This window comes from Rhodococcus sp. P3_B8 (assembly GCF_056402775.1).
On the sequence record NZ_JBFUGT010000006.1, the window covers coordinates 61,638 to 88,435 of the forward strand.

General features: G+C 67.6%; 25 protein-coding genes and 1 pseudogene. 10 read left to right on the forward strand and 16 right to left on the reverse strand.

The window, feature by feature from the left end; translation table 11 throughout:
- Window positions 1-104 precede the first annotated feature (104 nt).
- The gene (locus tag AC1D1G_RS04700; protein ID WP_477951375.1) at window positions 105-1,124 is read left to right on the forward strand and encodes a LacI family DNA-binding transcriptional regulator; all 1,020 of its coding nucleotides are present in this window, start codon (window positions 105-107) and stop codon (window positions 1,122-1,124) included.
- 76 nt (window positions 1,125-1,200) lie between these two features.
- Here AC1D1G_RS04700 and AC1D1G_RS04705 read toward each other — a convergent pair whose 3' ends face one another.
- The 7 genes from AC1D1G_RS04705 to AC1D1G_RS04735 are packed head-to-tail and all read right to left on the reverse strand — an operon-like array spanning window position 1,201 to window position 7,083.
- The gene (locus tag AC1D1G_RS04705; RefSeq protein ID WP_005237834.1) at window positions 1,201-1,725 is read right to left on the reverse strand and encodes a flavin reductase family protein; all 525 of its coding nucleotides are present in this window, start codon (window positions 1,723-1,725) and stop codon (window positions 1,201-1,203) included.
- Window positions 1,726-1,732: 7 nt separating this feature from the next.
- Complete coding sequence (locus tag AC1D1G_RS04710; protein WP_016884597.1) at window positions 1,733-2,080, reverse strand: cupin domain-containing protein; 348 nt, start codon at window positions 2,078-2,080, stop codon at window positions 1,733-1,735.
- Window positions 2,081-2,086: 6 nt separating this feature from the next.
- Complete coding sequence (locus AC1D1G_RS04715; RefSeq protein WP_317570873.1) at window positions 2,087-3,544, reverse strand: pyrrole-2-carboxylate monooxygenase subunit; 1,458 nt, start codon at window positions 3,542-3,544, stop codon at window positions 2,087-2,089.
- A gap of 1 nt (window position 3,545) precedes the next feature.
- Window positions 3,546-4,223, reverse strand: coding sequence for a DUF2848 domain-containing protein (locus AC1D1G_RS04720; protein WP_280782749.1), 678 nt, complete (start codon window positions 4,221-4,223; stop codon window positions 3,546-3,548).
- The gene (locus AC1D1G_RS04725) at window positions 4,220-5,032 is read right to left on the reverse strand and encodes a carbon-nitrogen family hydrolase (protein WP_477951376.1); all 813 of its coding nucleotides are present in this window, start codon (window positions 5,030-5,032) and stop codon (window positions 4,220-4,222) included. Before AC1D1G_RS04725 ends, AC1D1G_RS04720 begins: the two co-directional genes overlap by 4 nt.
- 17 nt (window positions 5,033-5,049) lie before the next feature.
- Window positions 5,050-5,694 (reverse strand): GntR family transcriptional regulator, encoded by a 645-nt coding sequence (locus tag AC1D1G_RS04730; protein ID WP_477951377.1) that lies wholly within the window; start codon window positions 5,692-5,694, stop codon window positions 5,050-5,052.
- Between the two features lie 21 nt (window positions 5,695-5,715).
- Window positions 5,716-7,083 carry an MFS transporter gene (locus AC1D1G_RS04735; protein ID WP_477951378.1) on the reverse strand — a complete coding sequence of 456 codons (1,368 nt, stop codon included), beginning with the start codon at window positions 7,081-7,083 and terminating at the stop codon, window positions 5,716-5,718.
- Window positions 7,084-7,411: 328 nt separating this feature from the next.
- On the opposite strand from AC1D1G_RS04735, the gene AC1D1G_RS04740 reads away from it, so the two are divergent.
- On the forward strand, window positions 7,412-9,025 hold the full coding sequence (locus AC1D1G_RS04740) for an amidohydrolase (protein WP_477951379.1): 1,614 nt from the start codon (window positions 7,412-7,414) through the stop codon (window positions 9,023-9,025).
- A gap of 9 nt (window positions 9,026-9,034) precedes the next feature.
- Here the strand turns inward: AC1D1G_RS04740 and AC1D1G_RS04745 are convergent, their stop codons facing one another.
- Window positions 9,035-9,664 carry a TetR/AcrR family transcriptional regulator gene (locus AC1D1G_RS04745; RefSeq protein WP_477951380.1) on the reverse strand — a complete coding sequence of 210 codons (630 nt, stop codon included), beginning with the start codon at window positions 9,662-9,664 and terminating at the stop codon, window positions 9,035-9,037.
- Between the two features lie 164 nt (window positions 9,665-9,828).
- Between AC1D1G_RS04745 and AC1D1G_RS04750 the strand changes: the two genes are divergently transcribed.
- From AC1D1G_RS04750 to AC1D1G_RS04765, 4 genes are all read left to right on the forward strand, one after another.
- Window positions 9,829-11,334: an APC family permease gene (locus AC1D1G_RS04750; RefSeq protein WP_477951381.1), complete on the forward strand. Its 1,506-nt coding sequence runs from the start codon at window positions 9,829-9,831 to the stop codon at window positions 11,332-11,334.
- Between the two features lie 2 nt (window positions 11,335-11,336).
- Window positions 11,337-11,642, forward strand: coding sequence for a hypothetical protein (locus tag AC1D1G_RS04755; RefSeq protein WP_283353026.1), 306 nt, complete (start codon window positions 11,337-11,339; stop codon window positions 11,640-11,642).
- A 42-nt stretch (window positions 11,643-11,684) separates the two neighbouring features.
- On the forward strand, window positions 11,685-12,236 hold the full coding sequence (locus AC1D1G_RS04760; RefSeq protein WP_477951382.1) for a TetR/AcrR family transcriptional regulator: 552 nt from the start codon (window positions 11,685-11,687) through the stop codon (window positions 12,234-12,236).
- 129 nt (window positions 12,237-12,365) lie between these two features.
- Window positions 12,366-13,955: a GMC oxidoreductase gene (locus AC1D1G_RS04765; RefSeq protein ID WP_477951383.1), complete on the forward strand. Its 1,590-nt coding sequence runs from the start codon at window positions 12,366-12,368 to the stop codon at window positions 13,953-13,955.
- A gap of 22 nt (window positions 13,956-13,977) precedes the next feature.
- Here the strand turns inward: AC1D1G_RS04765 and AC1D1G_RS04770 are convergent.
- The 3 genes and pseudogenes from AC1D1G_RS04770 to AC1D1G_RS04780 all read right to left on the reverse strand — a co-directional run bounded on the left by AC1D1G_RS04770 (window position 13,978) and on the right by AC1D1G_RS04780 (window position 18,070).
- Window positions 13,978-15,353 (reverse strand): annotated as a pseudogene (locus tag AC1D1G_RS04770) (L-serine ammonia-lyase).
- A gap of 4 nt (window positions 15,354-15,357) precedes the next feature.
- Complete coding sequence (locus AC1D1G_RS04775; protein ID WP_477951384.1) at window positions 15,358-16,632, reverse strand: amidohydrolase; 1,275 nt, start codon at window positions 16,630-16,632, stop codon at window positions 15,358-15,360.
- Between the two features lie 73 nt (window positions 16,633-16,705).
- A complete protein-coding gene (locus AC1D1G_RS04780; protein ID WP_477951385.1) occupies window positions 16,706-18,070 on the reverse strand; it encodes a DUF3100 domain-containing protein in 1,365 nt (454 codons plus the stop codon).
- Window positions 18,071-18,299: 229 nt separating this feature from the next.
- Here AC1D1G_RS04780 and AC1D1G_RS04785 point away from each other — a divergent pair, with 229 nt between their 5' ends.
- Together AC1D1G_RS04785 and AC1D1G_RS04790 are read left to right on the forward strand one after the other, a co-directional pair.
- Entirely contained in the window at window positions 18,300-19,280 is a 981-nt protein-coding gene (locus tag AC1D1G_RS04785; protein ID WP_477951386.1) for an Lrp/AsnC family transcriptional regulator, read from the forward strand.
- 130 nt (window positions 19,281-19,410) lie between these two features.
- A complete protein-coding gene (locus tag AC1D1G_RS04790; protein WP_477951387.1) occupies window positions 19,411-20,040 on the forward strand; it encodes a nucleoside/nucleotide kinase family protein in 630 nt (209 codons plus the stop codon).
- A gap of 6 nt (window positions 20,041-20,046) precedes the next feature.
- Here AC1D1G_RS04790 and AC1D1G_RS04795 read toward each other — a convergent pair whose 3' ends face one another.
- From AC1D1G_RS04795 to AC1D1G_RS04810, 4 genes are read right to left on the reverse strand one after another with little or no spacing between them, the layout of a single operon-like run.
- The gene (locus tag AC1D1G_RS04795; RefSeq protein WP_317570860.1) at window positions 20,047-21,048 is read right to left on the reverse strand and encodes a Gfo/Idh/MocA family protein; all 1,002 of its coding nucleotides are present in this window, start codon (window positions 21,046-21,048) and stop codon (window positions 20,047-20,049) included.
- Between the two features lies 1 nt (window position 21,049).
- Window positions 21,050-22,234, reverse strand: coding sequence for a Gfo/Idh/MocA family protein (locus tag AC1D1G_RS04800; protein WP_477951388.1), 1,185 nt, complete (start codon window positions 22,232-22,234; stop codon window positions 21,050-21,052).
- 8 nt (window positions 22,235-22,242) lie between these two features.
- Window positions 22,243-22,602: a universal stress protein gene (locus AC1D1G_RS04805; protein WP_477951389.1), complete on the reverse strand. Its 360-nt coding sequence runs from the start codon at window positions 22,600-22,602 to the stop codon at window positions 22,243-22,245.
- 36 nt (window positions 22,603-22,638) lie between these two features.
- Window positions 22,639-24,081: a sugar porter family MFS transporter gene (locus tag AC1D1G_RS04810; RefSeq protein WP_477951390.1), complete on the reverse strand. Its 1,443-nt coding sequence runs from the start codon at window positions 24,079-24,081 to the stop codon at window positions 22,639-22,641.
- A 153-nt stretch (window positions 24,082-24,234) separates the two neighbouring features.
- Here AC1D1G_RS04810 and AC1D1G_RS04815 point away from each other — a divergent pair, with 153 nt between their 5' ends.
- Entirely contained in the window at window positions 24,235-24,873 is a 639-nt protein-coding gene (locus tag AC1D1G_RS04815; RefSeq protein WP_283335699.1) for a TetR family transcriptional regulator, read from the forward strand.
- Window positions 24,870-25,532 carry an enoyl-CoA hydratase/isomerase family protein gene (locus AC1D1G_RS04820; protein ID WP_009476973.1) on the forward strand — a complete coding sequence of 221 codons (663 nt, stop codon included), beginning with the start codon at window positions 24,870-24,872 and terminating at the stop codon, window positions 25,530-25,532. Before AC1D1G_RS04815 ends, AC1D1G_RS04820 begins: the two co-directional genes overlap by 4 nt.
- A gap of 39 nt (window positions 25,533-25,571) precedes the next feature.
- On the opposite strand, the gene AC1D1G_RS04825 is transcribed toward AC1D1G_RS04820, so the two are convergent.
- Window positions 25,572-26,771, reverse strand: coding sequence for an acetyl-CoA C-acetyltransferase (locus AC1D1G_RS04825; protein WP_477951391.1), 1,200 nt, complete (start codon window positions 26,769-26,771; stop codon window positions 25,572-25,574).
- Between the last annotated feature and the right edge of the window lie 27 nt (window positions 26,772-26,798).

The window sequence follows — 26,798 nt, forward strand, 5'->3', positions numbered from 1 at the left end:
GTGACCCCGGTCACCGTACGGAACCAAATCGATTTGGACAAGAGTCGCAAAAGCGAAATTACAAATCGATTTGGTGCAGGTCGGGCTGTTGGTAGCCTGAGTGCGTGACGGAGAAGCGATCGAGGCCCACCATCGCCGACGTGGCTCGGCACGCGGGGGTGTCGACCACGACGGTGTCGCACACGTTCAGCGGGAAGGGCGTCGTCGCCACCGCGACGCGCGAGCGTGTCCGCTCGGTCGCAAAATCCCTCGGCTACCGGCCGGACGTGGTGGCGAGGAGCCTGCGAAGCAACCGTCTCGGCGTGCTCGCCCTCGTGCTCCGGCCACTCGACACACTGGATTCGTCTCTCCCCGAGGGCGTCGACTACTTCCTGCGATTCGCGGGTTCGGCGGCTCTGGCCGCGATGGATTTCGGATACGGGCTCATGCTGGTGTCCGATCCGACCCGCGACGAGTCGCCGGCCGCCGCCCTCGCCTGCGACGGGTTCCTGATCACGGAACCCGTCACGAACGACCCCCTCATCGAGATGCTCCTCGGGGAGGGGGTGCCGTTCCTGTCCGTCGGCAAGGATCCGGCGAGGGCTGCGTACGACGCCTGGCTCGACACCGACACAGAACTCATGACCGGCCGAGTGCTGCGGCACCTCGAGGACGCGGGGGCGACGCGAGTGGCTCTCGTTGCCGGAACTGATCCCAATTCGTGGAACCTGGGCGCTGAGGCCGCCTACCGCGCGTGGGCAGCGACGCGCGGTCAGGACGCTCGGGTCGCCATCCGGCCCGAGACCACCGGTGAGGCCGGCGGACGCGACGCCGCGGACGAACTGTTCGACCGGAGCGACCCACCCGACGCGGTGTACTGCCTCACCGGCCGGCACGCGGCCGGGGTGCTCGCGCGGGTCCGGGAACGAGGACTCGACGTCCCCGGCGACGTGCAGATCGTCGGCGGCTCCGACTCGGAACACACCCGATCCGCCGTTCCCCCCATCACCTCGGTGGACCTGCAGCCCGAACACCTTGCCCGCGTAGCCGTCACACTGCTGGTCAACCGCCTCGACAACTCCGACCGGCCGGTCCCCCCGGGGCACCTCCACGGACGACTCGTCGTGCGGGGCTCCACCCGGTAGTCCTGTCGAGGACCCCGAATTACACGTGCTCGCCGGCGCACCGTCGGTGATGCGCAGGCGAGCAGGTTCGGCCGGATCAGAACAACCAGGGGACTTCGTCGTGACCGAAGTCGTGGAAGTCGCCGAACCGCCCCGAGTAGAACACCAGGCCGGTGCCCTCCCGGCAGCGCATGTCGGTGACTTCGCCGTAGAAGACGCGGTGGTCGCCGATGTCGTGGGCGCTGTGGACCCTGCATTCGAGCTGGGCCAGAGCATCTTTGATCAGCGGCAGACCCGAGCGGCTGCGATCGCAGGGCAGGTCGTCGAATCGGGCGCCGCCCCGCGTGGCGAAGCGGCGGGCGAGGGCTTCCTGACGGGAGCCGAGGACGGACACGGCGAACGACCCCGCGGCTTCCACGGCCTCGGTGGTGCGGGAGCCGTGGGTGAGTGAGACGAGCAGGATCGCCGGGTCCAGGCTGATCGAGGTCAGGGAGCTGATCGTCATGGCGCTGGGGTTGCCGTCGCCGTCGTCGGCGCTGACGACGGCGACGCCGGTGGTGAACCGGCCCATGCTTCGTCGCATGTCCGTCGGGGTGGGGGCGTGGAATGCCGGAAGGGTCATCGTGGGCCTACTTACTGTGGTACCGGACTTCGAAGGTGACGACGCCTTCGTCCGTGCTCCAGGGGCCGTGCGGCATGCCGGGCGGCCGGCAGGCGTACATTCCCGCGGTGAACGTCTCGCCGAGGGTCAGGTCGGTGAACGACCCCTCGAGGATGTAGACCTCCTCCCAGAAGTCGTGTTTCTGCACGCCCATCGGTGTCGAGTCGGCGCCGGGTTCGTAGCGCAGGATCCGGGTGGCGACGTTGCCTTCCGGGTCCTTGGCGAGGATGCGTTCGGTGATCTTCGGATCGTCACCCGGACATACCGTCCACTCGACGTCGGTGACCGGGAAGAATTCGAATTCGGGCTTGGCCATGATGGTTTACTCGCTTTCCGCTTTGTAGCCGTCGGTGAACTGCTGCACTGCCGCGACGGCGCTGTCGTAGTCGTAGTTGCGGTACGTGTATGCACCCTTCACCACGAAAGGGGCACCGGCGTAGAACATCTCGTACTGCTGGTGTCGTCCGGCGAATTCGGATCCGATGATGTCCCAGGCCAGCTTGAAGAGCTTGACGCGCTCCTCGGACGGCACACCGGGGGACTGGACGTAGTGCTCGATGTCCCGGGACGTCAGCGGACTGGTGAGATCCTTGACACTCGACGGGAGTTGCAGCACACCGCCGCCGACGAGGTCGCGCAGGATCGCGATCACCCGCGGGTAGATCTCCGACTGCAGGCCCATCGACCCGTACAGCGCCTGCCTGCCCGGCAACCACATCCCGGCCGAATCCGGCTCGGCGGTGTACTCGGCGGCCAGCACCGCGGAACGGACGCCGCTGACGAGTGCGGCGAGCTCGCCGAGCTTCTCCTGAACGCTGGGGATCTTGTCCACCCCGTTGACCTGGGTGACCCGACGCGCAACGCCGGCAATGAATTCGAGCTTCGTCGCAAAGCGGATCTGCGCCTGCCAGTTGCCGAGAACGTGGGCGCCGGTCTCGAAGAACTGTCGGCGGACGCCGGTGGTGTCGCGGTCGACGAACACTCGATCCCACGGCACGAGGACGTCGTCGAAGACGAGGAGCGAGTCGGGCTCGTCGTAGCGGCAGGTCAGTGGGTAGTCGAACGAGCTCGTCGCGGCCGGGATGTACGGGCGGCGGACGTACTGCTTGAGACCGGGGGCGTTGGTCGGGACCACRAACCCGACGGCGAAGTCCTTGTCGTCCGGGCCGAGCGGCTTGATGCACGAGACGAAGATTTCGTCGGCGATCGCCCCGCCGGTCGCGAGCATCTGCGAACCCCGGATGACCAGACCCTCCGTGGTTTCCTCGACCACGCCGGCCTGCAGGTACTCGCCCTCCCAGCCCGACGCCGTCGTCGCGCGTGAGACCTGCGGCGGGATGATCGCGTACGAGACGTAGAGGTTCTCGTCGAGCAGCCGCCGGTACAACTCGGACACGTTCGCCCCGAAGTCGTGCCCACCCTCGGCCGCGAACACCTCGGGATGCGCGGCGAACGCGGCGAGGAACGTCCCCACATGATCGGGGCTACGACCGATCCAGCCGTGCGTGTGCTTCGCCCACCGCTCGATCGCCTCCCGCCGCTGCGCAAGCTCCTCCCGCGACCGTGGAATCGAGAACACCCGATTGGCCGCGTTCCCGGTTTCGGGTGCGACGTACTGCATGCCGTTGGCCTCGTCCGCGGCCAGATCGAACAGCTCGGCAATCGTCCGGGTCACGGGCGCGAAAGCCGGATGGGTGGTGACGTCGTCGATCTTCTCCCCGTCGACGAGCACTACCCGCCCGTCGTTCAGGGAGGCCAGGTAGTCGGCTCCGGTGCGCATGTCAGTGTCCTTCGGTGGTGTAGGAGTGGGTCAGGGTTCGGCCGTCGGGCAGGGTGAGTTCGAGGTCCCACCGGTGACCGGGGGTGAACTTGCCGTCGAGCAGCGGCAGGGTGCCTGCGAAGCAGAGCAGGTCCTCGCCGGTGTCGCCGATCCGGTCGGCGAAGATCTGCAGAAGGTTGTGCGGTGTACGGAGGTTGGCCAGGGTGCCGTCCTGATACAGGACCCCGTCGACCCACGATCGGGCCCGGCACGCGTCCCAGTCGAACGACGCCCAGTCCGCGATCTCGACGACGGCCGGGCCTACCGGCTTCGGGCACGCCCGCTTCGAATCACCGATGTCGACGGTCTCGAGTTGGCGGTCGGTGTGATCGGAGCCGACACCGAGGTAGTACCGCCCACGGTGCCTCAGGATCACCGGCTCGACCTCGCCGGAGGTGTGCGCGCCGGTGACGGGGGCCTGCGTCGCGGTCGTGATCGTCGCGATCTCGACGGGGTAGAACATCGGCACCTGTGCCGGCGGTGCGACTCCGATGGCGGCGAGCTCGTCGATGTGATGTTGCACCGCTGCTTCGTCGCGGCCGGTGTACCCGGCGACCAGGGTTCGGCCGTCGCCGAATTGCAGGATCTCGGAGGAATCGAGGGTTTCGAAGGTGAGCACCTCCGTGGTGGCGCCGGTCATGAAAGGACCTTTCTGCGGTTGAGGAAGCTGTAGTCGTCGAGCCGGTCCCTCAGGACCGGGAACTCGGCGCGGGTGCGGTCGACCACGGTGGGGTCGATCTCGGCGATGGTGATGCCCTCGGACGAATCCGCCTCGGCGATCACCGTTCCCCACGGGTCGACGATCCGGCTGTGGCCGCCGAGTTCGACGGAATTGTGGGTGCCGGTGGCGTTGCAGGCGATCACGAAGACCTGGTTGTCGACGGCGCGGGCCGAGGTCAGCAGCCGCCAGTGCTCCTTTCGGGCTTTCGGCCAGGCCGCGGGCACGATGACGAGTTGTGCTCCGGCGGCGACCAATTCGGTCCACAATCCGGGGAACCGCAGGTCGTAGCAGGTGGTGGCCGCGATCGAGCCGAACGGCGTATCGGTGGTGTGGATCTGCGTCCCCGGCTGCAGGAGCTGCGCTTCGAGGGAGTCGTATCCGAACACGTGAACTTTGCTGTAGTGGTGTTGGATCTGTCCGTCGGGGCCGATCAGGACCGCGGTGTTGCGCAGCCTGCCCTCTTCGCCCTGTTCGACGATGCTGCCGGCGTGGATGTAGCACTGCCGTTCGACGGCGACGGCTGCCAGAACCTGGACGGTACCGCCGTCGAGGGTTTCCGCGGCTGTCGAGTAGCCGTCGAAGTGGTTGTATCCGACGCGCCACAGCTCGGGCAGAACGATCAGGTCGACGCGCTCGTCGAGCCCGGTCAGGAGGTTGCGCACGCGCTCGAGTCGATGCGCGGGGGTTTCGGAATCGGGGCTGGCCAGTTGAGCCAGGGCTATCTTCATGGGTTTCCTTCGTGCCGTTAGATGTTCGGCCGTTTCATTGACTGCAGGGTGGTGTCGAGGTGTTCCCGCACCGCCTGTACCGCGGCGTGGGGATCGCCTGCCGCGATCGCGTCGGCGATGGCGCGGTGCTCGACGAGAACCTGCTTCTTGCGGGTTTCGTCGGCCATGACGATGCGGATTCCCATCCGCATCTGACGGTCCCGCAGTGAGCTGTAGAAGTTGTTCATCAGTGGGTTGCCGGCCGCACGGATGATGGCCGTGTGGAATTCGAGGTCGTGCGCGATGAAGTCGACCGGGTCGGTGTCGTTCTCCTGGAGGTCCAGGAGAATGCGGAGCCGGTCCGGTACCAGGCCCGGTTGGGGCGCCACTTCGGTGACCGACCATTCCTCGACCACCCGGCGGGCCTGCATGATGGCTTCGACGTCGCTGTCGGACAACGCCGGGATGAAGGCGCCCTTGTGGGGCACTCGCCGGATGAAGCCTTCGGCCTCGAGACGTAACAGCGCCTCGCGCACGGGGGTTCGGGAGATTCCGGAGGACGCGGCGACCTGCGCCTCGGACAGAAACATCTCCTCGTCGCGGGGCAGGGTGATGATGGTGTTCTTCAGCCACTCGTAGGCCAGCCCCGGTGCCGTTGCCCCGGTGGTCTTCGATGTCGTCATGGCTTGCCCCTTCGAGGAGAGTCAGTTGTGGACGGACGCCGGTGTTTCCGGTGTCCGGGAGATGGCCTCGTCGCCCACGGCCGCGAGATCCACGGACTGCGTTTCCCGCGCGAGAAGTGAGGCGATCAGGGAGATGACTCCCATGGCTGCGAGATAGGCACCGATGGCGTATCCGGTGCCGAACCGGGTGTAGAGCGCGATCGCGATGATCGGGGCGAGCGAGCCGGCCAGGACGGACGCGAGGTTGTAGGCCAGCGACACCCCGGAGTACCGGACCTCGGTGGGAAACAGTTCGGAGAAGAACGCGCCGATCACGGCGCTGTAGGCCGCGAAGATCAGCAGTCCCACCGACACCGCGAGGGTGATCGCCGCCGGATTCTTCGTGTCCAGCAGCGCGAAGAACACGAACGCCCACACGATGGTGGCGGCGGACGCGGCGATGTAGATCGGTCGCCGGCCGATCCGGTCGGCGAGCACGGCGAACATCGGGATCGTCACCAGGGCGACGACCATGCCGATCATGACGGCGTTCAACCCGGTGCTGCGCTCGAGTTCGAGGATCTGGGTGATGTAGGTGATGACGAACAGCGAGAAGATGTAGAAGCCGGCGTTCTCGCCGAAGCGGGTGAAGGCCGCGAGGAGGATCTGGCGCCAGTGTCCCCGGACGGCCGCGGCGAGCGGCATGCCCTTCTTCTCGGCGGTCGCGGTGTCCCGGGACTGCTCGAACAGCGGGGTCTCCGCGACGTACAGCCGCAGCACCAGACCGATGATCACCAGCAGGGACGACAGCCCGAAGGCGATCCGCCATCCCCAGGACAGGAACGCGTCCTCCGACAGCGTGGACCCGAGGACTGCGAGCACCCCGGCCGCCAGCAGGTTGCCCAGCGGCGGACCGAGATTCGGCCAGGCGGACCAGAACGCCCGTCTCTTCGAATCGCCGTGTTCGGAGACCAGCAGGACTGCGCCACCCCATTCGCCACCGAGGGCGAAGCCCTGCACCAGCCGCAGAAGCACCAGGATCAACGGTGCGGCGACGCCGATGGACGCGTAGGTGGGCAGGAAGGCGATGAGGAAGGTCGACACGCCCATCAGCATCAGGCTGGCGATCAGGGTGGCCCGCCGGCCTTTGACGTCCCCGTAGTGCCCGAGCACCGCGGCACCGAGGGGGCGCGCCACGAAGCCGACCGCGTAGGTGGCGAACGCGAGCATGGTGCCCACCAGGGGATCTTCGGTGGGGAAGAACAGCTTGTTGAACACCAGCGCCGCCGCTGTTCCGTACAGGAAGAAGTCGTACCACTCGACTGCGGTACCGGCGAGGCTCGAACCTGCAATGACGGGCAGGCTGGTGTGGGGTCTGCGATTGATAGATTTGTTGTTGGCGGTTGCCATAGTCGACTCCTAGGTCGAATCGTCGCTACGTGACGAGCTGCACGTCCTTGCGCCTACCTCCAAGTAGGCGACTCGAACGGTCGCGCAGATGGTGCTGCCGGGGCTCGGTGGCTGCTCCAACAGCTGCCGAGCCCGCTTTTTTCTTGCCTTCATCCGACTGTGAAGCCGATCACGAAAAGGCCGTACACCAGTTGTATACGACCGGTCTACGATTCGCAAGAGGGCGGCTGAACTCTCCGTTTCCGCCCCGCGACCGGGCAACTCTTGACGCAGGCCCGAGCACGACCTAGCTTAATCGAATCATATTCGATTAATTTGAGGAGGTGTCGTGGACGCCGAACTGCTCGTCGTTGGAGGCACGGTGCACACCGGTGATCCCGACCGGCCGGTCACCGACGCGCTTGCCGTGGCCGGCGGCCGCGTGGTCGCGCTGGGGGAGCGGGCTCGTGCCCTGCAGTCGAGCCGCACCGAACTGATCGACCTGCGTGGGGGCGCGTTGTTGCCGTCGTTCGGCGACGGGCACGTCCACCCGCTGATGGGCGGGCTCGGTCTGCGCGGGGCCTCGATTCGCGACTGCGGCAACGTCGACGAGGTCCTGCGCGAGGTGCGCCGGTGGGCGGACGAGAATCCCGGAGCCGCCTGCGTATTCGGGGATGGGGTCTCTCCGACGCTCGCCGAGGGCGGGCGCTTCGAGGCCCGGTGGCTCGACAGTGTGGTGCCGGACCGGCCGGTGGTCCTGCGCACGATGGACCATCACACCGCGTGGGTCAACAGTGCGGCGCTGCGGTGTGCCGGACTGACTCGGGACACCCCGGACCCGGCAGGCGGAGAGATCGTGCGAACCGCCGACGGTGAGCTGCTCGGCACTCTGCGTGAATGGGGTGCGATCAATCCGGTTCTCGCACTGGTGCCGGAGGTGACCCTCGACGACCGGGTCGATGCGCTGGCGACGGTGTCGAAGATGCTTGCCGCCGCGGGCATCACGTGGGTGCAGGATGCGTGGACCGAACTCGACGACGTCGAGGTCTGGCTGACCGCCGCGGACCGCGGGAGGCTGTCGACCCGTGCCAACCTCGCGTTTCGTGCCACCCCGGAGAGCTGGGAGACCGACCGGGAGGCCTTCGCCCTGACGCGGCGGAAGGTCGAGGAACGCGGCGGCGACGCGGTTCGGGCAGGAACGATCAAGTTCTTCGCCGACGGGGTGATCGAGGCCGGTACGGCGGCGCTTCTCGCGCCCTACACGGACTGTCCGCACTCCCACGGCATCAGCAACTGGACGACGGACGAACTGTCTCGGGCTGCGGCCGAAGTGGACCGGCTCGGGTTCCAGATCCACATCCATGCCATCGGCGACGCCGGGGTGCGCATGGCGCTCGATGCGATCGAGCACGTGGACCGCAGCAACGGTCCGCGTGATCGGCGCGCCACGATCGCACATCTGCAGTTGGTCGACGGTGACGACCTCGACCGGTTCACGTCCCTCGGGGCGGTCGCCAACTTCCAGCCGCTGTGGGCCCAACTCGACGCCCTGATGACGGAATTGACGATTCCGCGGATCGGGGCCGAACGAAGCGCGCAGCAGTATCGCATCGGAACCCTCACCGAGCGAGGTGCACGGGTGGCCTTCGGCAGTGACTGGCCCATCACCGCCTACGAGCCGATCAAGGGAATTGCCACCGCGATTCACCGCCAGACCCCGTCCGGCGTACCGACGGAAGGATGGCTGCCGCGCGAACGCGTCGGCCTCGAACGAGCCCTCGCCGCGTATTCGGCCGGCGTCGCCTATCAGGGATTCGAGGAGAACCTGTGGGGCTGCCTCCGGCCGGGAATGCGGGCCGACATGATCCAGCTGCCGGTCGACCCCTACGACCTGTCGTCCACGCAGGCGCTCAGTGACCTTGCCGTGACTCGAACCTGGTTGGGCGGCACGCAGGTTCACTGAGGTTCGGCGCTACCGCCGCACCGCGCCGCATTCCTGCAGGAGGTTGCGAAAGCCCGCCAGCAGGGCCGCCAGGCCGAGTTCGAACGCCTGCTCGGCCCTCTCTGGGCCGCGGGGTGCGGCGGCAAGCGCCCGCGTCAGGGCGTCGTCGGTCGTCGTCGAATCCGCTTCGATCATGACCTCCGGCGCGGCCGCGTCCAGGGCGGCCCCGAGGAGAAAATTCTCCGCGGCGGTGATGACGGCCATGATGTGGTCGTCCGGGAAGCCGGCGTCGCGCAGTCCGGCCGCCGCCGAGTGGTACACCGAGAGCGAGCCGGGATCGCGCACCGTCTCGGTGGCCAGGAGGCGGATGGCGGTGGGGTGCCTGCTGAACGCTGCCCGATAGGACCGGGCCCATTCGGAGAAGGCCTCGTCCCAGGGCAGGCGCTCGAAGGCCGATCCGTCGATTTCCCGGACGACGCGGTGGCGAACCAGTTCGACGACGGCCGCGCGGCCTTTGGCATGGTGATAGATCGACGACACCTGCACATTCAGGTGCCGGGCCAGATCCGGCATCCTGAAGTCGCCGTCACGATCGACCAGTTCGAGCGCCGCCTCCGCGATGCGTTCGCGGTCCAGGCGTGCGACGCGAGGTCTGCCCATCGGTGCACCCACCTCTCCAATCGAAATTCATTCGATTATGCCCTTGTGGCGCCGGTCACAACGTTCTAGTCTAATCGAAACACATTCGATTAGAACCTCGTCGCGTATCCGCGCCCCCGGGTTTCCCCGCCGCCGCGCCCTTGCCCTGACTGGAGACGTCCCTCATGAAGAAATCCGCACCCGGACCCGCCTCCGGCACGCAGCTGGAAGGCGGCGCCCTCGGCACCTCCGGCATCGTGTTCTTCGTCGTGGCGGCCGCCGCGCCGCTGCTGGTGATGGCGGGGGTGGCTCCCCTGGCCCTGAACGTCGCGGGCATCGGGGCGCCCGGCGGGTACATCCTGGCCGGACTCGCGCTGGGCGTGTTCGCGATCGGCTTCACCGCGATGAGCAAGTACATCCACAACGCGGGAGCGTTCTACTCGTACATCTCGATCGGACTCGGCCCCCGCTGGGGCCTCGCGGCCGCGGTACTCGCCCTCGTCTCCTACAACGCCCTCGAGATCGGGATCTTCGGCGCCCTCGGGTATTTCACCCAGTCCACCATGGCGGATCTGGTCGGACTGAATCTTCCGTGGGGACTGTGGTCGCTGATCGGCGTCGGGCTCGTCTGGTTCCTGGGGTCGCGATCGGTCCATGTCGGCGCCCGGTTCCTGATCCTGCTGCTCTCCGCCGAGACGGGGATCCTCGTCCTGCTCGCGGCCGCCGTCCTTCTCCGGGGCGGCGCCGAGGGGCTCGGCGTCGAGTCGTTCGCTCCCGCCCACGTCTTCAGTCCCGGCCTGGGTGGGGTGCTGACCCTGGCGTTCGCCGCGTTCATCGGGTTCGAAGCGACCGCCCTGTATCGGGAGGAAGCGAAAGATCCCTCCCGGACGATCCCCCGGGCGACCTACCTGGCGGTCGCATTCCTCGGCCTCTTCTACGCCTTCATGGTGTGGATCATCATCCAGGCCTACGGCCCGGATCAGGCGCTCGCGCTCGCAGCCTCCGATCCCGCCGCAATGTACTTCGACGCCATCGAGAACTACGTCGGCGGCTGGGCGAGCACGCTCATGGAACTGCTGATCATCACGAGCATCCTCGCCAGCCTGCTCGCGTTCCACAACGCGATCACCCGCTACGCCTTCGCGCTGTCGCGCGAGCACGTACTGCCGCGGGTCCTCGGCACACTGCACCCGGTCTACAAGTCGCCGTACGTGGCGAGCGCCGTGCAGAGTCTGCTTGCGATGGTCGTGATCGTCGGATTCGCGCTCGCCGGCGCCGACCCCTACCTTCAGCTCCTGCTCTGGGTGAATTCGCCTGGCGTCGTCGGCATCGTCGTACTCCAGGCCATGGCCGCCGCCGCCGTACTCGCATTCTTCTGGCGGGATCGCCGCGGGCATTCGGTGTGGAGGGTGCGGGTAGCGCCCGCAGCCGCCCTCGCCATGTTGACCTACGCGACGTGGTTGATCGTGGCGAAGATGGACTTGCTCACTGCAGCAGGACCCGCCGTGAACGCGGTCCTCGTCGCCGTGACACCGGTAAGCCTGGCGATCGGGCTGGCGCTCGGTGCGCGGCTCGCGCGACGCCACCCGGATCTCTATGCCCGGCTGGGAACCACCGACGTGGACGCCGAACCCTCGGTCCCGCCCGGAGAAGTGAGCACCAGTCCCATCCCGCGCGGCAAGGCCACCTAGACGTGCCTTCACAGCAATCCGATCAGTTCGAGGTGGACGTCCGGCGCTACCGCCGGTGGCGCGATCGACGACGAGAAGCCGAACGACACCGCGCCCGACAGCCGAGACCGGGCAAAGAGGTCGACGACATCCTCGACTTCGCCCGAACCTGGGCGCCATTCGGCGGACCCCCGGAGGAGGAGACCCTCGTCAACTTCGGGATGTGCCCAACTCGATTCGCGGAACGACTCTGGCAAGTCATCGGCGAATTCGGCTGCGGGCGAGCCGACGAGACGCAACTGAAACGGGCCTATCCGCAACGCGAATAGCGAGGGTGCGGGCCCTTCGGGATCGTGATCGATAATGGTCGCATGCGGTCGCGGAGGAAGATCTTGGACGCCACGCTCGACTTGATCGCGCGTGACGGTTTCGAGGGGGTCACCATCGCGGCGGCGGCGCAGGGTGCGGGCGTCACGCGGCAGACCGTGTACTCCAACTTCGGGTCGCGCGAAGAACTGGTGTCGCAGGCGATCGCCGGTCTCGCCGTCGAGGTGCTGGGCGGGATCCACTCCCGCTCGAACGCGACCGACACAACGTGCGAGTACGTCGTCGAACTCATCGTGGCGGGCCGGGCCGCGGTGCGCGCGCATCCGGTGCTGGCTACCCTGCTGCAGGCGGAACGGGGAAACCCTGTTTTCGACACGGGCATGATGTCCCGCGCGAAACCCGTAGCGCGCGAACTGCTCGAGCCCCTCGTCGAGCGCGATCCCGGCGTGGAGTCGAGCCTGGACGATATCGTCGAGATCGCACTTCGGCTGGCGCTGTCGGTCGTCCTCTTCGACGACGACGCCGTTCACACCGACGACGACCTTCGCCGGTTTCTCACCCGCTGGCTGTCGCCGGCGATGCCGTCCAGCTCGTAACGGCAGTCACAGCTACTTCTTGACACATCTCGCTCAGAGTGTCTAGTTTGAGCTCGCCTAAGAGAAATGCTCCACGCTGATCTTTCGACATCTCGCCGAGTGAGTCCGTCTGTGATCTGGGGGAAATCTGTGTCTGCACTCAATCGCCGCTCCTTTCTGGCCGGGGCCGCTGCCGCGGGCGTCGCGTTGGCGAGTCCGCGCATCGCGCAGGCCGGGACCGGAGGCCGCCGGACTACCGTGCCGCTCACCCGCGAAGATCACCGGGTCATCGTCGTCGGGTCGGGGTTCGGCGGCGGCGTCGCGGCGCTCCGGCTCGCGGAGGCCGGCGTGCCCGTTCTGGTGCTCGAGCGTGGAATACGCTGGCCCACAGGGCCGGACGCAGACACCTTTCCCCGTGCGACCGCCCCGGACAAGCGCATCCTCTGGTACCGGTCCAGTCCGCAACTGTTCGGTGAGCCGGTGGCGCTGGAGCCGTACACCGGTCTGCTCGAGGCGGTGCCCGGCGACAACATGACCGCACTGTGCGCCGCGGGCGTCGGCGGTGGTTCCCTCGTCTACCAGGGGATGACGTTGCAACCGGCCGAGGCCGTCTTCAACACGTACCTGCCCGAAGCGCTCGACTGGGCCACGATGGACCGGGTTCACTACCCGCGGGTCGCGCGGATGTTGCGGCTCGCCGTCGCCCCCGACGAGTTGATCGACAGCCCGAATTACCAGGCCGCGAGGGTGTTTGCACAGAACGTGCAGCGAGCGGGACTGCCCGTGTCGAAGATCCCGATGCCGATCGATTGGAACTTCGCGCTCGACGAACTCCGCGGCCGCATGAAACCCTCGTACACCAACGGCGACGGCGCCCTCGGGGTCAACAACGGCGGCAAGCACTCGGTCGACGTCACCTACATCGCTGCCGCGGAAGCGACCGGCCGGGTGACGGTGGAAACCCTGCACCAGGTCACCGATGTCGAACGCGCCCCGGACGGCCGTTGGACGGTGTACGTCGACCGGATCGATACGTCCGGCAACGTACTCGAGAACAAGATCCTCACCACGAATGCCCTGGTGATGGCCGCCGGCAGCCTGGGCACCACCAAGTTGCTGGTGCGTGCCGCGTCGACGGGCCGCATCCCGGATCTGCCGGACGAACTCGGAACCGGCTGGGGAACCAACGCCGACCGAATCTATGTCTGGACGAGCCTCGAAGAAGAATTCGGCGCTCCGCAGGGCGGCCCGGTCGTCTACGGCAGTTTGAACTGGGACGACCCCGCCACCGCCGTCACGGTCATCCAGGCGTCGATGCCACCACTGTCCCTCGACGCACGCAGCACCATGCTCGTCGGATACGGCGTCAGCGAAGGCCGTGGGAGTTTCGTGTACGACTCGGCCACCGACGACGCGGTACTGCGCTGGCCGAGGGAAGGCGACGCCGTCATCCAGAACGGCCGCATCGACCCGATGGTGCGGAAGATCGCCGGGCCGGGATCCATACTCACGGACACCAATTCGATCTTCCCTTCCACCTGGCATCCGCTCGGCGGGGCATCGATGGGCTCAGTGTGCGATCTCGAAGGCCGGGTGCTCGGCCAGCGCGGACTGTATGTGCTCGACGGTGCCCTGATGCCCGGCAACACCGCGGCATGCAATCCGTCGATGACCATCGCCGCGGTCGCCGAACGCGCCCTGGACCACCTGGTCGCCCGCGACGTCGGAACGGTGATCTGACCACCGTCGATCCTGAGTGCACCTAGCATTCCGTGACGTTGACAGCTAATCCGCCCAGCGACGTCTCCTTGTACTTCGACAGCATGTCCACGCCGGTCTGGCGCATGGTTTCGATGGCCTGGTCGAGGTCACCCGGTGTGTCCCGTCGCCGTGCATCGCGATCTTTGCGGCGTTGACGGCCTTCACGGCGGCGACCGCGTTCCGTTCGATGCACGGAATCTGAACGAGTCCACCGACCGGGTCGCAGGTGAGGCCGAGGTTGTGTTCGATCGCGATCTCGGCGGCGTTCTCGACCTGTGCCGGTGTGCCGCCGAGCATGTCGGTGAGGGCGGCGGCAGCCATGGAACAGGCAGACCCGACCTCGCCTTGGCAGCCCATCTCGGCGCCCGAGATCGACGCCCGGCCCTTGATGAGTGATGCGATGGCGCCGGATGTGAGCAGGAAACGGACGACTGCGTCGTCGCGTTCATCGCCTGTGCCGACTGTGGGGACGAACCGCAGTGCCCAGTTGAGCACGGCCGGTATCACGCCGGCGGCGCCGTTGGTGGGTGCGGTGACGACGCGTCCGCCGCCGGCATTCTCCTCGTTGACGGCCATTGCGGCCGCGTTGAGCCAGTCCATCGACACCGAGTGGTCGGTGCCGATCAGCCGTATCCGCTCGTACAGGCCGGGTGCGCGGCGCTCGACTCCCAGCCCACCGGGCAGGCGGCCGCGGGTGTGGAAGCCGTGACGGATGGACTCGCTCATCACGTTCCAGACTTCGAGCAGATGTCTCCGCACGTGGTCGGGGGAGCGGGTCGCGCACTCGTTCTGCCACATCACGTCACTGATCGCGAGGCGCTCCCGAACGCAGATGTCGAGTAGTTCGCCTGCCGTGGCGAACGGCCAGGGGACCGAGGGTGTTGGGGCGAGGGGTGCGCCGTCGCGCTCGACGAATCCTCCGCCGACCGAGTAGTACGTCGCCGTGTGGCCGGGTTGTGCCGTGTCACTGTGCGGGATGTCCGAGTGGGCCGTGAACCGCAGGGTGTTCGGATGTCGAGTGCCGGCGTCGTGCAGGTGTAGCGCGATATCCGCAGTGGTGAAGCGTAATTCGCAGTCCGGGCTCAACCGCAGTGGAGAGCCGGCATCGATCTCGGCGACCCGCGACCGTGCGTAGGCGGGGTCGATGGTGTCGGGTGCATTGCCCTCGAGGCCGAGGAGCACCGCCCCGAGGGTCCCGTGCCCACGGCCGGTCGCGGCGAGCGAGCCGTACAGGTCGACTTCGAGTCGGGAAACCGTGCCGAGGCCGGAGTTCTTCACCTCGTCGACGAACATCGAGCCTGCCTTCATCGGGCCGACGGTGTGCGAGCTCGATGGACCGATTCCGACCGAGAACAGATCGAAGACGCTGGTCACCACACCTCTACTCCGCGAGATGGGCGGCGGCCCGGGCGTCGTCGTCGTGGTCGACCATCGTGGCGCCCGCGGGACGTTCGGCGGCGCGGCGCAGCAGGTGTTCGCGCGTGTCCGGATCCGACGCGACGTCGACGATCGTCCACGCGAGTGCGGTCGCCCCCGTGATGGCGCAGTCGTCGCCCGCGTCGGAACCGGCCGCTCGTTCGAACTCCACGGTGTGCGGCGGACCCGCTGCACCATCGAGCTTGATCATCGGGTGAATGCTGGGAACGACCCGCGAGACGTTGCCCATGTCCGTCGAACCGCCCGACCCGTCGTGCCTGTCCGCCACGGGAAGTCCGGACAGTTCGATGTTCGCGTCCCACGCCTGCGCGAGGAGCGGATCTTGGCGGATGCTGAGGTATCGGGGTTCGGTGCGCCCGTGCTCCCAGGAGCAGCCCGTCGCGATGGCAGCGCCTTCGAGGCAGGCCAGCACCCGCTGTTTGGCGTCGATCATCTCCTCCAGGTTCTGCGACCGGACTTCGATGTCGAGGCGCGCGTACCCGGGGACGATGTTCGTCACCGTGCCGGCGTCGGACGTGATCGATGCGACGCGGATCCCGTCACGCAACTGCTGCCGCAGTAGACCGATGGCGACCTGTGCGAGAGTCGCGGCGGCGCCGGCGTTGACGGCCTCGTGCGGTGCTGCTGCGGCATGGGCGGCCCGGCCGGTGAACTCCACGACGAAACGGTCGACACACTGCATGACGATCTGCGACGTGCGCACCTGGGTGTCGCTGTTCGACGGATGGACCATCGCCGACATCACGGCCGATTCGAATGCTCCCGCGCGCATCAACGCGATCTTCCCGCCACCGTGCTCCTCGGCGGGGGTACCCAGGACCACGAGTTGCACGCCGAGATCGTCTGCGATCGGCTTCAGGGCGAGGGCCGCGCCCACAGTGATGGCGGCGATGACGTTGTGGCCGCAGGCATGTCCGATCTCCGGCAGCGCGTCGTACTCGGCGCACAATACGACGCGGAAATCGCCGCTGCCGTACACCGCCTCGAACGAGGTCTCGATGTCGTACGCGCCCCTGGTGACGTCGAATCCTGCCGACTCGAGTTCCGTGGAGATGCGTTCGCACGCGTAGTGTTCGGCGAAGGCGAGCTCAGGTTGTGCGTGAATGTCGTGGCTGAGCGCGATGATTCGCCCGCGCTCCTCGGTGATGGTGTGCGCGGCCGTCTTCTTCAGGAGCCGGTTCGTTTCGGATGCGGTGGTGATGTCGTCGACTCGCGTCATCGGTGATCGACCTTCCAATCGTCGGGGTGTACTGCTGAGTCATCGCGTTCGCGAAGGGGGTTCGGCGTGCGAGTCACCGCCAGAATCCGAGGGCGAACTCGGCGATGAGGGTCGACAGCACGAAGGAGGCGAAGATCGCGGCGAATCCGACGGGAACGATCTTCCACCCGATCATCCGGAGCGCGGGGAGGTTCTTTCCCACAGCCAATCCGGCGAATCCCAGCACCACCGCGCACATCGACATGAAATCGATCGATTCGGTGTTGTGGACGATCCACGCCGATCCGGGAAACCAGGGACCCGATACCGAGACGCCGAGCACGCTGGCCCAGATGACCGCGGTGATCTTGCCCCGGGTCAGATGCGACAGTGCGGTCGCGACCAGCATGAGTCCGACGATGAGGGTGAAGCCGATCGGAATGCTGGTGGTCAGCTCGCCGGCAGCGATCGTTGCGGCGGCGATGCAGATCGCGGCGACGATCGGGACGCTCAGGTAGAGCGGAACGGTGACCTTCACGTCGTCGTCGCCGAAGGGTGCAGCGTGCGTCTCGGCGGGGTCGGTCGCGTCGACGTCCGGTGAGGATTCGGTGCGCTCGCCCGACACGGCGACGGGGCGGGACGCGGAACGGGTGAGCAACCCGTAGAGGCGATCTGCCAGCGGAAGGGCGATCCAGACACCGACGTAGACGCCGAGGATCATGGTGATGAGATTCGAGGTGGCCGCCAGTGCCAGGACCTGTTCGCCCACCTCCGGGTGAGCGGCGGAGATGGCCGCGGCACCGGCCGCCATCATCGATCCCGAACCGACGCCGGCGCCCATCGCCAGCGCCAGCGGGTCGAAGATGCCCAACGATGAGGTCAACGAGGCGATCAACGCAACGATGACGGCACCGAACATCGTCCCGAAGACGTACATCGACAGCACACCGCGATACTCGTCCGATTTCACCCCGAACCGGTCGCCCACGATGGCGAAGGAGGCTTCCCGATCGATTGAGAACGTGGCTCCGACCGTCGCGCGCCCCATCCGCAGCGCCACCGCGAGGGGAAGGGCGATGGCGACGGTCCCGACGAGGTGGCCTACCTCCTGCAACAGCAGAGCGGGGCCGGCGTCGAACAGCACGTCGATGTTGGGACCGAGCGTGAGGCTCAACCGGGCGACCAGGAGTGAGACACCCACCGCCATGAGTGACTCGGCGACGGCCCACATCCGCGGCGTGAGAGGCCACCGCCGCTGCGCCGAGACGAACCCGCCGGCGAGGAGCGCCCACACCATCGGGTACACGGCGATCGCGGCCGGGCCGAGGTTGATCTTCCAGACGCCGACGGCCTGGAACGCCGACACGATCACGAGTGCGAGGACGGCCGGTAGCCACACTTCCCGTCGAAGCGGACCCGATGCTGTCCGACGGACCGCGGGCGCAGGAATGACCTTCATGATTGTTGCCCCTACGAGGTGTAGTGCCGATATAGGCACGCAGGATTCATGCATACGAGCTGCGGGAATGATGGCGCATGAGGGTCAGCGCACCATCCGAGTCGCCGGATACCGGCACAGAACGGAAAGTTTGTGCAGAATGCAGGATCTACGCGCCTAATATTGCAGGAGAAATGCCCTTCCGGGGCGGACGACCGGCAGGACCCGGCAGCGGGAGGATTCGCAGGACATGATCGACGCGAGAGACACGATCCTGTCGGAGGAGGACCGGCGTCTGATCCATGCGCTCCAAATCGCGCCGCGGGCCCCGTGGACCGCGCTGGCGCCCGTCCTCGGAGTGGACCCCGTCACGATCGCCCGTCGGTGGTCCCGGCTGCAGTCCGAGGGCCTGGCCTGGGTCACCGCATACCCGGCCACCGCGGAACGCGTGCTGGCCCTCATCGAGCTGAAATGCCCGCCCGGCCGCACCCGCGCGGTGGCGGACGAGATCGGGCGCGACCGCGAAGCCATCACCATCGACCTGACGACCGGCGGCCGCGACCTCCTGGTCACCACCGCATTCGAGGACCACGAGCAGCTGAGCGACTATCTTCTCGAACGCATGGGATCGCTCGACGGCATCTCGGACATGACTACCCACGTGCTCACCAGCATCCACACCGATGCCCGCAGTTGGAGGCTTCGGGCGCTGGACTCCACGGAAGCCGCCGCCGTGCAGCAACTCGCCGGCAGCGCCCCGGCACCCCGTCGGCTGCGGGCTCATCCGAAGGACGAAGCCGAGATCCTCCGCGAACTCGCCACCGACGGCCGCCTACCCGCGACCGAGATCGCGTCGCGACTGTCGCTGAGCGTCGACAGCACGCGCGCCTCGATGAACAACCTGCTCGCCTCGGGTCGCGCGGTGATTCGCACGGAAGTCGCACGGCGGCACTCCGGGCGACCGGCATACGCGTGGTACTTCTTGAAGTCGGATCAGGTACTCGACCGGCTGGCGACCCTCAGCGACGTCCGGCTCCTCGCCCCCACCATCGGTCCGTACAGCATCATCATGGCGATGTGGCTCCGAAATCTCGACGAGGTCCGCAAGCTGGAAACGGTCATCGAACAGCACTGCCCCGACGTGATCATCGAAGACAGATCGCTCGTGCTGCGCACACCCAAGCATCTCGGTAGGCGACTGACCGCCACAGGCCAGACTTCGCACGGGTAATCAGCTGGCGGCACACGTCTGGACGTCAGCCACCGATCGCCCAATGTCACAGCGGTCCAATCCGACTGACCCGCTGTGACATCGGGCGCCGCGTGCGTGCGCCGCGGAGTGTCCGGACTACGGTCTTCCTATGGACGACGGTCGACTCGAGGGACTCGTTGCGCGCGCCCGGGCGCTGACCGAGCCGGGCACGCGCCGGATTCTCGGTATCGCCGGACCTCCCGGCTCAGGCAAGAGCACCGTTGCCGCGGCAGTGCTCGCGGCGCTGGGACCCTCCGCGGTGGTGGTGCCGATGGACGGATTCCACCTGGCGGGTGCGGAACTGGTCCGCCTCGGCCGGGCCGGCCGCAAGGGCGCACCCGACACGTTCGACGCCGCCGGCTACGTGGCCCTGCTGCGCCGGCTGCGTGAACCCGGCGGCGAGACGGTGTACGCCCCGAAGTTCCACCGCGACGTCGAGGAGTCCTACGCCGGGTCGATCGCCGTCCCGCCGGACGTGCCGCTGGTGATCACCGAGGGCAACTACCTGCTCCTCGACGAGCAGCCGTGGGCGAGGGTGCGCGACCTGCTCGACGAGGCATGGTTCCTCGCGCCGGACGACGAGGAGCGCGTCACCCGGCTCGTCGAGCGGCACATCCGGTTCGGCAAGTCGCCCGACGATGCGCGAGAGTGGGTGCGGCGCAGCGACGAACGCAACACCGCGTTGGTCGCGCCCGGCCGCGCCCGCGCCGACGTCGTCGTGCTCGGTGACCCGGTGTGACCGGGTTCAGGCCGGGTACTCGATCGGTTCCATCCGGCCGCTGGTGAGTGAGCGCGTCGCGGCTTCGGCGATCGCCTGCGCCTTCAGCGCCTCCGCCAGGGTCGGGCCGATCGCGGCACCGTTTTCCAGCGCGTCGACGAAGTGGTCGAGCGCGGTGCGGTAGCTGCCTCTGATCCGTTCGAACCATCCCGCGTGCAAGCCGTCGTCGACCACGCGGCCGGCGCTGTACCGGGAAACAGATCCGGCGCGCTGCCGTCGCGCCTCGACCATGCCCGTGGAACCGAGCACCTCGATGCGTTCGTCGTAGCCGTAGCCGATCCGCCGGGTGCAGTCGATCTGGACGAGCGCGCCGCCGGGCAGACGCAGGGTGACCGCCGACGTGTCGACGTCGCCGTACTCGGCGAGGCGGGGTTCGGCGAGCGTGGAACCGGTCGCGAAGACGGACTCGGGGTCGAGCCCCGAGATCCACCGGGCCAGGTCGAAGAAGTGGACGGTCTGGTCGCGCATCTGCCCACCCGAGACCGCGACGTACTCGAGCGGCGGCATCGCCGGACCGCGGCTGGTCATCTGGATCAGCTCGACCGAACCGATCTCACCGGACGTGACCACCCGCTGCAGTTCGGCGTAGTCGCGGTCGAAGCGGCGGTTGAAATCGACCATCGCCGGCAGCGATCGGGTCTCGGCGAAGCGCACGATGTCGACGGCGCGCGCGAGATCGAGGTCGATCGGTTTCTCGCACAGGGCCGGGATCCCCGCCGTCGCCGCGGCGCGAAGGTGCTCGCCGTGGGTGTCGGTGGACGACGCGATGAAGACGGCGTCGATTGCCGTGGGGTCGAAGACTTCCGCGAGATCGGTCGTCGCACGGCTGCCGTGCCGCTTGGCGAGGTCCGTCGCGCGAGCGAGGTCGATGTCGAAGACGAAAGCCAGGTCGACGTCGGGGTGCGCGGCGAGGTTGGCACCGTGCACTCCACCGATGAATCCCGCGCCGATGAGGGCGAAACGCTGCATGTCAGATACCGACCCTGTCGAGTGCGAAAGCGGGAACCACCCAGGCGGAGTCGGCGGCGTGCGAGGCGGCCGTCGCCTCGACGAACTGGACGCCGATCAGCCCGTCGCGTCCGGTGGGGAAGGACAGATCGCGGACGGTGGTGGGGGTGTCGTCGCGGCGGGCGCGGAGTTCGTCCGCGAGATCACGGTAGAAGTTCGCGAACGCCTCGAGGAAGCCTTCGGGATGTCCCAGGCCGGGGCGGGTGAGTCGGCCGGCGTCCTCGGACAGCGTGCGCATCCCCTGCGCGAGGATCGTCGTGCCACCGTCGAGGTCGCGCACCGTCAGGTGCTGGGGGTCCTCGTGTCGCCATTCGATGCTCGCGGTGTCGCCGAACACCCGGATGCGCAGGCCGTGCTCGTTGCCGGTGGCGGCCATGCTCGCCCACAGTGTCGCCGGTGTCCCGTTGGAGAGGGTGAGGCGAACGGTGGCGTTGTCGAACACCCGCCGTCCGGGGACGAGGGTGTCCAGTTCGGCAGACACCCTGGTGGCTTCGAATCCGGTGATGTACCGCAGGAGGTGGAAGGCGTGGGTGCCGAGATCGCCGACGACGCTGGGGAATCCCGCGACGCCGGGGTCGGTGCGCCAGCGTGCCTGCCGGTGCTCGCCGAGTTCGACGGGTGCCGCGGCCCAACCGGACGCGTGCTCGACCGCGGCGAATCGGATCCGGCCGAGGTCGCCGTCGCGCACCATCCGGGCCGCCTGCCGGACCATCGCATACGCCGAATAGCAGTGCGGGACGGCGAGAATCGCACCGGACGACTCGGCGATCGCGACCAGTTCCGCAGCCGACGCCGAGTCGGGCGTGAGGGGCTTTTCGCACACCACCGAGATGCCCGCCTCCAGGAACGTGCGCGCGATGACGAAGTGGCTGTCGTTCGGCGTGGTCACGGCGACCACGTCGACGCCGTCCTCGCGGGCGGATTCCCGTTCCGCCATCTCCCGGTAGTCGCGATAGGTGCGGTCGGCCGGCACACCGAGACTTTCGGCGATCCGCGCCGACGATGCGCCGTCTCGCCCGAAGACCCCCGCGTGCAGGTCGTATCGGTCGTCGAGGCGCATCGCGTAGCGGTGGGTCTTGCCGATGTCGGCGCCCTGCCCGCCGCCGACCATGCCCGCGACCAGGCGCAGGCTCCCTTGCTTGCTCAACTCGGCTCCTACTGAGGGGTTTTGACCGCGAGGACGGGGATCGGGGACTGCAGGATGAGGCGCTGGCTCACGCTGCCGAGCAGCGCCTTGCCGACCGCGCTGCGTCGTTTGACGCCGATTACGAGTCGTTCGATGTCGGGTCGTTCGTCGAGTAGGTCGAGCACGGCGGTCGCGGGATCGCGGTCTCCGCGTCCGATGCGGTCGAGGACGGTCACGCCGCCGTCGGCGAGAGTGTGCACCTCTTCGGGTTCGGTGAGGGAGAGGTTCACCACCAGGAGGTCGGTGCCCAGCATCGCGGCTTCCTTCTTGCCGGCGAGGAGGGCGTGCGATCCTTCGGAGGAGTCGGTTACGGCTACGAGCACTGTCATGGGATCAACCTTTCAGGGGACACGGTGCGGCGACTGTCACGAGTAGTCGCGCCGGAACTGGTCTTCGAGTTCCTCGAGGGAGCGGCCACGGGTTTCCGGGACCTGGGTTTTGATGAAGACGAGAGCCAGCACGCCGAGGACGGCGAAGATGAAGAACGTGGCACCGATTCCCAGTGCGGCCACGACGGGCGGGAAGAGCAGCGCGACAACCGCGTTGGCGATCCACAGCGCGAAGATGCAGACACCGATGGCGAAGCTGCGGATCTTCAGCGGGAAGATCTCCGACAGCATCAGCCACACCAGGGGGCCGATCGTGGCCTGCATCGAGAAGACGAACAGCACCACGAACGTCAGGATCAGGTATGCCTTGAGCGTGCCGTCGGGCAGCAGGAACGCGGACAGGCCGACGAGCACGTGGAACGTGGTGGTGAGGGTGAAGCCGCCGAGGAGCATCTTCCGACGGTCGATCCGGTTGATCAGGGCGACGCCGGTGAGGACGCCGAGCACGCTGAACAGGCCGTTGAGTGTGTTCGCGACGATGGCGGCGTTGGAGGAGAATCCGGCGTCGCCGAGCAGCTGGGTGCCGTAGTACATCACCGAGTTGATGCCGGTGGCCTGCTGGAACACTCCGAGGCCGACGCCGATGAAGATGAGGCGGCGGATCCACTTCACCGACAGGTCGGCGGCCCCGCCGGTCTGTGAGAGCTTCTCTTCCTCGGCGAGCGCCCGAACTTCCTCCAACTCGGCACGTGCCCGCTCCGGGGACCGAACCTGGAGAAGCACGGCGAGCGCTTCGTCGTGCCGGTCCTGCGACATCAGCCAGCGCGGGCTCTCCGGCATCCGCAGCATTCCGGCGAACAGGAAGATGGCCGGAATGACGGCGACCAGAAGCATGAAGCGCCAGACGTTCTCGTGCTCGCCCCAGATGTTGAAGATGATGGCGTTGATCACGAATGCGGCGAACTGTCCGACGACGATCATGACCTCGTTGCGGGAGACCACGCTGCCGCGTCGTTCGGTGGGGGAGATCTCGGAGAGGTAGACGGGCACGGTCGCGGATGCGCCGCCGACGGCGAGGCCGAGGATGAAGCGGAACAGTGCGAGCACCTCCCACGTCGGGGACAGCACGCAGCCGATCGTCCCGATCATGAAGATGATCGCGAGCACCAGGATGTTGTGCCGGCGTCCGAACCGGTCGGACATCCGTCCGCCGATGAGAGCGCCGATCGCGGCACCGAAGATCAGGATGCTCACCACCAGGCCCTCGGTGAACGAGGTGAGCTGGAGGTCTTCCTTCAGCGGTGCGAGTGCGCCGTTGATGACTCCGGTGTCGTATCCGAAGAGCAGGCCGCCGAAGGTGGCGACGACGGCGATGATGCCGAGTCTGTGCGAGTGCCGCCCAGGGGCGTCGGCAGGCAGGGACGGGGCGGTAGTTCGGGTGAGATCGCTGGCCATGAACATCTCCTCGACGTATTCCATGTACAGAACACGTAATGTGTTTATGTCCGAACAAAGCTAACCCATTGTGACTCGGCGCACAACGGCAAGCCAACCATCGGGCGGTTCCCGCGGCCCGATCGGTGGCTACCTACCCGCGAGTAATAGAACGCATGATCTGTTATTGTTCGCGGTATGCCCAGGCCACGAGTCCACGACCTCGACGCCGCGCTCGATGCCGCCGAACGGCTGGCCGTCGATGGCGGCCCCAGTGCGGTGACCCTGCGCGCGGTCGCCGCGGCCGCGGAGATGTCCAACGGCGCCATCTATCACGCATTCGGCTCGCGGGGAGGGCTGGTCGGGCGCGCCTGGTTGCGGGCGGCGCACCGATTTCTCGACCTGCAACAGGAATCGGTCGAGGAGGCTCTGGGGCGCGGTCCCGTGGACGCCGTCGTCGCGGCCGCCGACACCCCGGCCGTCTTCGCCGAGCGATTCCCGCAGTCGTCGCGGCTCCTTCTCACCGTGCGCCGCGACGAACTGCTCGGCTCCGAGGTCCCCGAGGACGTCGCTGCCGAATTGTCGCGCCTCGACTCCGTCCTCGTCGAACTGTTCGTCCGTTTGGCGCTGGCGTTGTGGGGGCGCAAGGACGGTCGCGCGGTCGAAGTGATCGAAGCGTGCGTCGTCGGGCTCCCCACCGGACTGCTGCTGCACGCCCGGCGAAAACCGGACGACGCCATGCGCTTGCGCCTGGAGGCGGCGGTCCGCGCCGTCCTCACTCTCGACCCCCCGCCCCCGGGGAAACGTCACGACAGCAACACGAAAGGTTCCCGATGACCGCCACCTTGACCTACCAGGACACGATCGCCGTCCTCGACCTCGGCGACGACGAGAATCGTTTCTCCCCCGAGTGGCTCGACACCGTCGACCGGCTCCTCGACGACGCCCACGACCACGGCGCGCAGGCCCTGGTCACCACGGCCACCGGGAAGTTCTACTCCAACGGCCTCGACCTGGACTGGCTGATGGCCAACGGTGACCGCGCAGACTGGTACGTCGGGCGCGTGCAGGCCCTGTTCAGCCGGATTCTGACGCTCCCGCTGCCGACGGTGGCCGCGGTCAACGGGCATGCGTTCGGCGCCGGCGCCATGCTCGGAATCGCCCACGACTACCGGGTGATGCGGTCCGACCGCGGGTACTACTGCTTTCCCGAGGTCGACATCCACATTCCGTTCACCCCGGGGATGGCCGCGCTGATCCAGGCCAAGCTGACACCGCAGACCGCGATCACCGCCATGACCACCGGCCGCCGCTACGGCGGCCCCGACGCGCAGACGAGTGGGCTGGTCGACGGGACCGCCCCCGAAGGGGCGGTCCTCGGCGCCGCTGTCGACCTGATCGCGCCGCTCGCGGGGAAGGACACCGGCACGCTCGGCGCCATCAAGTCCACCATGTTCGCGCCGGCCGTCGCCGCGCTCGCATCGGGTCGATCATGACCCGGTGGTGACGCAAAACCTACTGTGCGTGACTGGTGATCACTCGCCCGGGACGTGGAGAAGCAGGGCGTCGCCCTGTCCGCCGCCGCCGCAGAGAGCGGCGGCGCCGGTTCCACCACCGCGTCGCTTCAGCTCGAGCGCGAGGTGCAGCACGACCCGTGCCCCCGACATGCCGAGCGGGTGCCCGATGGCGATGGCGCCGCCGTTCACATTGACCTTCGACGGGTCGACTCCGAGTTGCCGGGTCGACACGATGCCGACGGCGGCGAAGGCTTCGTTGATCTCGACGAGGTCGAGCGCCGAGGGGTCGAGTCCCTCACGGGTGCACGCCTTGTCGATGGCATTGGCGGGCTGCTGCTGGAGCGTCGAGTCCGGCCCGGCGACGACGCCGTGGGCGCCGATCTCGGCGAGCCATTCGAGTCCCAGCTCCTCGGCCTTGGCCTTGCTCATCACCACGACGGCGGCCGCGCCGTCGGAGATCTGCGACGCGGAACCCGCGGTGACGGTGCCGTTCTTGCTGAAGGCGGGCCGCAGCTTCGACAGCGACTCGGCGGTGGTGTCGGCGCGGACGCCCTCGTCCTCGGTGACGACGAGCGGCTCGCCCCGGCGCTGCGGGATGGGGACGGGTACGACCTCGTCGTCGAAGAGTCCGTTCTTCCACGCGGCCGCGGCGCGCTGATGTGAGGCGGCGGCGAAGGCGTCCTGCTCTTCGCGACCGATCTTGTCGGTGTTCGCGTTCCGGTCCTCGGTGAGCGCACCCATCGCCTGCTCGGTGAAGATGTCGTACAGGCCGTCATAGGCGAGGTGGTCGACGAGGGTGGTGTCGCCGTACTTGAAACCGCTCCGCGAGTTCGGGAGAAGGTGCGGCGCCTGGGACATCGACTCCTGCCCACCGGCGATGACGACATCGAATTCGCCGGCGCGGATCAGCTGGTCGGCGAGCGCGATGGCGTCGAGACCCGACAGGCACACCTTGTTGACGGTCAAGGCGGGCACCGACATCGGGATGCCCGCGTTGACCGCGGCCTGCCGGGCCGGGATCTGACCGGCACCGGCAGTGAGGACCTGCCCCATGATCACGTACTCCACCAGTTCCGGTGCCACCCCGGCCTTGTCGAGGGCGCCCTTGATGGCGATGCCACCGAGATCGGATCCGGAGAGTGACGCGAGCGAACCCGTCAGCCGGCCGACGGGGGTCCGGGCTCCGGCGACGATGACGGACCTGGCGGAAGAAGTCATGGGATTGTCCTTGGTGTCGTGACGAAT

Bases quoted from the DNA above. Each gene is read 5' to 3' on its own strand.
- AC1D1G_RS04810 (WP_477951390.1), bottom strand. From the start codon at position 24,081: ATGGAATACGTCGAGGAGATGTTCATGGCCAGCGATCTCACCCGAACT.
- AC1D1G_RS04785 (WP_477951386.1), top strand. From the start codon at position 18,300: ATGATCGACGCGAGAGACACGATCCTGTCGGAGGAGGACCGGCGTCTG.
- AC1D1G_RS04775 (WP_477951384.1), bottom strand. From the start codon at position 16,632: ATGACGCGAGTCGACGACATCACCACCGCATCCGAAACGAACCGGCTC.
- AC1D1G_RS04745 (WP_477951380.1), bottom strand. From the start codon at position 9,664: ATGGGCAGACCTCGCGTCGCACGCCTGGACCGCGAACGCATCGCGGAG.
- AC1D1G_RS04730 (WP_477951377.1), bottom strand. From the start codon at position 5,694: ATGACGACATCGAAGACCACCGGGGCAACGGCACCGGGGCTGGCCTAC.
- AC1D1G_RS04795 (WP_317570860.1), bottom strand. From the start codon at position 21,048: ATGCAGCGTTTCGCCCTCATCGGCGCGGGATTCATCGGTGGAGTGCAC.
- AC1D1G_RS04710 (WP_016884597.1), bottom strand. From the start codon at position 2,080: ATGGCCAAGCCCGAATTCGAATTCTTCCCGGTCACCGACGTCGAGTGG.
- AC1D1G_RS04725 (WP_477951376.1), bottom strand. From the start codon at position 5,032: ATGAAGATAGCCCTGGCTCAACTGGCCAGCCCCGATTCCGAAACCCCC.
- AC1D1G_RS04705 (WP_005237834.1), bottom strand. From the start codon at position 1,725: ATGACCCTTCCGGCATTCCACGCCCCCACCCCGACGGACATGCGACGA.
- AC1D1G_RS04760 (WP_477951382.1), top strand. From the start codon at position 11,685: ATGCGGTCGCGGAGGAAGATCTTGGACGCCACGCTCGACTTGATCGCG.
- AC1D1G_RS04815 (WP_283335699.1), top strand. From the start codon at position 24,235: ATGCCCAGGCCACGAGTCCACGACCTCGACGCCGCGCTCGATGCCGCC.
- AC1D1G_RS04735 (WP_477951378.1), bottom strand. From the start codon at position 7,083: ATGGCAACCGCCAACAACAAATCTATCAATCGCAGACCCCACACCAGC.
- AC1D1G_RS04720 (WP_280782749.1), bottom strand. From the start codon at position 4,223: ATGACCGGCGCCACCACGGAGGTGCTCACCTTCGAAACCCTCGATTCC.
- AC1D1G_RS04825 (WP_477951391.1), bottom strand. From the start codon at position 26,771: ATGACTTCTTCCGCCAGGTCCGTCATCGTCGCCGGAGCCCGGACCCCC.
- AC1D1G_RS04750 (WP_477951381.1), top strand. From the start codon at position 9,829: ATGAAGAAATCCGCACCCGGACCCGCCTCCGGCACGCAGCTGGAAGGC.
- AC1D1G_RS04780 (WP_477951385.1), bottom strand. From the start codon at position 18,070: ATGAAGGTCATTCCTGCGCCCGCGGTCCGTCGGACAGCATCGGGTCCG.
- AC1D1G_RS04820 (WP_009476973.1), top strand. From the start codon at position 24,870: ATGACCGCCACCTTGACCTACCAGGACACGATCGCCGTCCTCGACCTC.
- AC1D1G_RS04805 (WP_477951389.1), bottom strand. From the start codon at position 22,602: ATGACAGTGCTCGTAGCCGTAACCGACTCCTCCGAAGGATCGCACGCC.
- AC1D1G_RS04790 (WP_477951387.1), top strand. From the start codon at position 19,411: ATGGACGACGGTCGACTCGAGGGACTCGTTGCGCGCGCCCGGGCGCTG.